The sequence below is a fragment of the Nocardia sp. NPDC060220 genome, from assembly GCF_042727815.1.
Taxonomy (GTDB): Bacteria; Actinomycetota; Actinomycetes; order Mycobacteriales; family Mycobacteriaceae; genus Nocardia.
Genome location: NZ_JBHWZY010000607.1, coordinates 1 through 4,286 on the forward strand (window position 1 = coordinate 1; position 4,286 = coordinate 4,286).

Here is a 4,286-nt window from a genome sequence, read left to right on the forward strand (position 1 = left end):
CCACCTCTGAAACTCGCAGGGGCGGGCGGCGGTTCGGCGTGCCCGCCCCTGCGACGTCTCGTCAGTCCGAGGTCTCGCGACTGCCCGTCGAGACCGAAATGCTCTCCTGCGCCCGCGAGTTCTCCCGCGTACCGTCCTCGGCCCGCGCCGGGTCGGCACGCTCGGCCTCAGCTCGGGCCGCCTGCGCCCGCGCCGCCTCCGCCCGCGCGAGTGGATCCACGACGACGACCTCCTCCGACCGTGCGGCGAGCGGATCACGCACCACCACTTCACGTTTCGACCGAGCCGAGCCGCCCTCGTCCAGGCCCCACCGATCGTGGAGTCGACGCAGGAATTCCGGTGCGTACCAGTTCGCGTCGCCCAGCACCTTCATCGCGGCGGGCAGCAGGAACCCGCGCACGAGGGTGGCGTCGACGATCACGGCCAGCGGCAGGCCGATGCCGAAGGACTTCATGAAGGTGATGTCGGAGGCGAGGAAGCCGAGGAACACCAGGGAGATGAGAATCGCCGCGGCGGTGACGATTCGTCCGACCCGTTCCAGGCCGAGCGCGACCGCGGTCTCGTTCTTGCCGGTCCGGTCGTATTCCTCCCGGATCCGCGACAGCAGGAACACCTGGTAGTCCATCGCGAGCCCGAAGGCGGCGGCGAACAGCATCACCGGGACGGTTGCCGACAGGTCTCCGGTGACGGTGAAACCGAGCACCCCGGACAGGTGGCCGTCCTGGAAGATCCACACCAGCGCACCGAAGGTCGCGGTCAAACTCAGCGCGCTGAGGATCACCGCCAGCACCGGCAGCACCACGCTGCCGGTGAGCGCGAACAGCACGATCAGCATCATGATCACCACGAAGCCGAGCGCCCACGGCAGTGCGTTCTCGATCGCGGCGACCGAGTCGGTATTGGCGGCGGCCACGCCACCGACCAGCAACTCGCTCGGTGTCCGCACCGCGCGCACCTGCTCGACCAGGTGCGCCAGGGCGTCGCTGTCACCGGTGGTCGGCACGATCGACAGGTAGACGGCCTTCTCGACCCGGAACCGCGCGTTGGCCGCGGTGGGTTCGAGGAGCAACCCGCCCTGGGCATAGCTGCCGGTGGCGGTGTCGACGCGGCGGACGTTGTCCAGGTCGGACATGTCACGCGCGATGGTGTCGAGTCCCGCCGCGCTGTAAGCGCTGTCGGGCAGCACGGCGACGAGGGTGTGCTGGTCGCTCTCGCCGAAGTCGCGCGCCACGATCTCGGTGACCTGACGGGAGTTCATCGATTCCGGCAGTGTGCGTTCGTCCGGGAATCCGAGTTTCACGCCGAGGAACGGCGCACCGAGCAGGAGCAGCAGCGCGGTGACGGCGAGTCCGATCGAGATCGGCTTGCGCATCACGGCCGTGGCCAGCTTGTGCCAGGCGCCTTCACCCGGGGCGGGACGCGGCGCGCGCAGGAACCACCAGCCGAGCTGCCCCTTGTCGATGCGGGTACCGATCAGCAGCAACGCGGCGGGCAGCGCGGTGAGCGACACCAGCGCGGCCAGTGCCGCGACGACGATGCCCGCGTAGCCCATCGACCGGATCGCCAGCAGCGGGAAGAACAGCAACCCGGCCAGCGCCACCGCGACGGTGAGCGCGGAGAACGCGACGGTGCGGCCCGCGGTGCGCAGGGTGGTGGCCACCGCGCCCGCCGGCGTGCGGCCCTCGGCCAGTTCGTCGCGGTAGCGGCTGACGATCAGCAGGCTGTAGTCGATGGCCAGGCCGAGGCCGAGCAGCGTCGCCACATTGGTCGCGGTGACGGCCAGCGGCGTGAACAGGGTGAGCAACCACAGCGCGCCCATGGTGGTGAGCACGGTGCCGATCGCGACGAGCAGCGGCAGGCTCGCGGCGACCAGGCCGCCGAAGACGAACAGCAGCGCGATCAGGGTGAGCGGGAACGCGATGGCCTCGCCCTTGGCGATATCGGTCTTGCTCTGCTGCACCGTCTCGTGCATGAGCATGGCGAATCCGCCTGCCCGGACCTGCAACGATCCTTGTTTGCCCGTCAGCTCTTCGGAGATGGCGGTGACGCGTTGGTCTATCTCGCGTTCGCTGCCGAGCACGCTGGCGACGATCAGGCCCTGCTTGCCGTCGACACTGCGCAGCGCGGGCTGGTGGGAGGTCCAGTACGACATCACCTCGGTGACCCCGGCCCGTTCCTGCAGGTTGGCGACCAATGCCGTTGCCGCCGCGGTGGATTCGGGGTCCTCGACCGAGGACTCGGTTTCCACCAGCAGCAGCAGGTTCGGCGGCGCCTGCCCGAACTCGGTGCCCAACACCTCCAGCGCGCGGCTGGATTCGCTCCCGGAGTCGGTGTATCCGCCGCCCTCCACCCGCTCGAACAGCGTCGCGCCCAGTGCGCCGAGCACCACTGCGAGCACCGCGAAAACGCCGAGCACCCAGCGACTGCGTCGCCTGGTGAATTCGAACACCGGATTGTCCCCTAACTCGTCACACCATCGCGCGAGGCGCATATCGACGTGCGGGGGCTCGGAGTAGTTCCGGCCGTCCCGCCTCGTCGGCCCGATCCTGTTGGCGGGTCGGCGCGTTCGCGTGGCGATCGTAGCAACTTCGTGGCGGCACCGCCGGGCCTCTGGCACACCCTTGTTCGTCCGGGCGGCGACGGGTCTCGGCGTCGGCTACCGACGAGCCGCGCCGACGACCGAGGTCACGACAGTGCGGCGCAGATTCGGCGGAAGATCGGCGAACAGCGCGCGCATCGCGGCGAGAGTGCCACCGAGGTCATCGAGGCCGGACAGATAGCAACGTTGCAGGTGCGCGGGCAAACCGAAGAACGTCTCGAAGAAGACCGGGACCTCGCGCGGCGGCAGAGCCAGCACCGCGCGCAATCCGGCGCGGCGCAAGGCCGCCACGGCCCGCGCGCTGGGCGTCCACACCGTGCCACCCGCGACAACGGTGTCGGCGGCGGCGAGAGCGGCGGCGACGCTGTATCCGGTCGCGGGGTGGGTCAACCCACCGGCCGCACCGAATCTGCCGCGCCCCGGCATGCCGCCCTGGACCGGAAAGCGCACCCGTTCAACGGGTTCGGCCCCGGTGAGCGCGATCCCCCGCACCCGCAACCGATGTTCGAGTCGGCGTCGCAACACGTCCGGCGCGAGCGCGGGTCGCCCGGCGAGGCAGGTCTCCTCGAACAGCACGGTGTCGGGGCTCAGCGGTATCGCGTACAGAAACGACGGTGGCTCGTCGGGATCGGCCCCGTTGTCGGCCCGCCAGTCCATGAACAGTGTCGGCTCGAGTCCCGTACGGTCCACGACCACCCCGTAGGCGGTCTGCTCGGCGCGACGCGGCGACCGGGCCAGCCCCCGCGCGTCGACCACCTGCCCGGTACGGGTCAGCCCACCCGCCGTCCGCACCGAGCGTGTGTTCACCTCCACGGCGCGGTCCGCGATCACGGTCGCGCCGTGCAGCGTCAACGACGACTGCAGCGCCGCCGTATCGAACACCTGATAGGTGCGATCGATCCGATGCTCGCGCACCGCCCACGCCGTCGGCTCGTCGATCGCCGCCGCGACCACGCCGGAATCGAGCCACCCGGGCAATTCATCGACCCACGCCGCATAGGTCGGCGTCCATCCCCGATCCGGGCGTGGATCGATCACAGTGACGTCGCGCCCGGCCGCCAGCGCACGATGGGCAACGGCCCGTCCCGCCGGCCCGATCCCGCACACGATCACCTCGACACCCACTCGGCAATTGGATCAGACGCAACGATTTCAAGCACCGCCGGATCACAGGCGGGCACCTGTTCGAGATCGCTTGCTCGCCCCGGCGCGACATTTCGACCATGATGGGTGAATGAGATCGATCTGGAAGGGCTCGATCGCTTTCGGGCTGGTCAATGTCCCGGTCAAGGTCTATACCGCGACCGAGGACCATGACATTCGGTTCCACCAGGTCCACGCCACGGACGGGGGCCGGATCAAATATGACCGGGTCTGTCAGGTGTGTGGCAAATCTGTGCAGTACTCCGATATCGACAAGGCCTATACCTCGCCGGACGGTGAGCAGGTGGTACTGACCGACGCCGATTTCTCGAAACTGCCCGCGGCGGAGAAACACGAGATTCCCGTGCTGGAATTCGTGCCGTCCGATCAGATCGACCCGGTGCTGTTCGACAAGAGCTATTACCTCGAACCGGATTCCACGACGCCGAAGGCCTATCAGTTGCTGGCGGCGACCCTCGAACGCATCGACAAGACCGCGCTGGTCCATTTCACACTGCGCCAGAAGACCCGGCTGGCCGCCTTG

3 protein-coding genes are annotated in these 4,286 nt (G+C 68.8%); 1 reads left to right on the forward strand and 2 read right to left on the reverse strand.

Annotated features, from left to right (window positions below; translation table 11 throughout):
* Nucleotides 1-61 precede the first annotated feature (61 nt).
* Together ACFWF3_RS26160 and ACFWF3_RS26165 are read right to left on the reverse strand one after the other, a co-directional pair.
* Entirely contained in the window at nt 62-2,449 is a 2,388-nt protein-coding gene (locus tag ACFWF3_RS26160) for an MMPL family transporter (protein WP_379315962.1), read from the reverse strand.
* A 207-nt stretch (nt 2,450-2,656) separates the two neighbouring features.
* Nucleotides 2,657-3,724: a lycopene cyclase family protein gene (locus ACFWF3_RS26165; protein ID WP_379315964.1), complete on the reverse strand. Its 1,068-nt coding sequence runs from the start codon at nt 3,722-3,724 to the stop codon at nt 2,657-2,659.
* 109 nt (nt 3,725-3,833) lie between these two features.
* On the opposite strand from ACFWF3_RS26165, the gene ACFWF3_RS26170 reads away from it, so the two are divergent.
* Nucleotides 3,834-4,286 (forward strand): Ku protein (locus tag ACFWF3_RS26170; protein ID WP_379315966.1); only part of this gene is annotated, 453 nt, incomplete at its 3' end.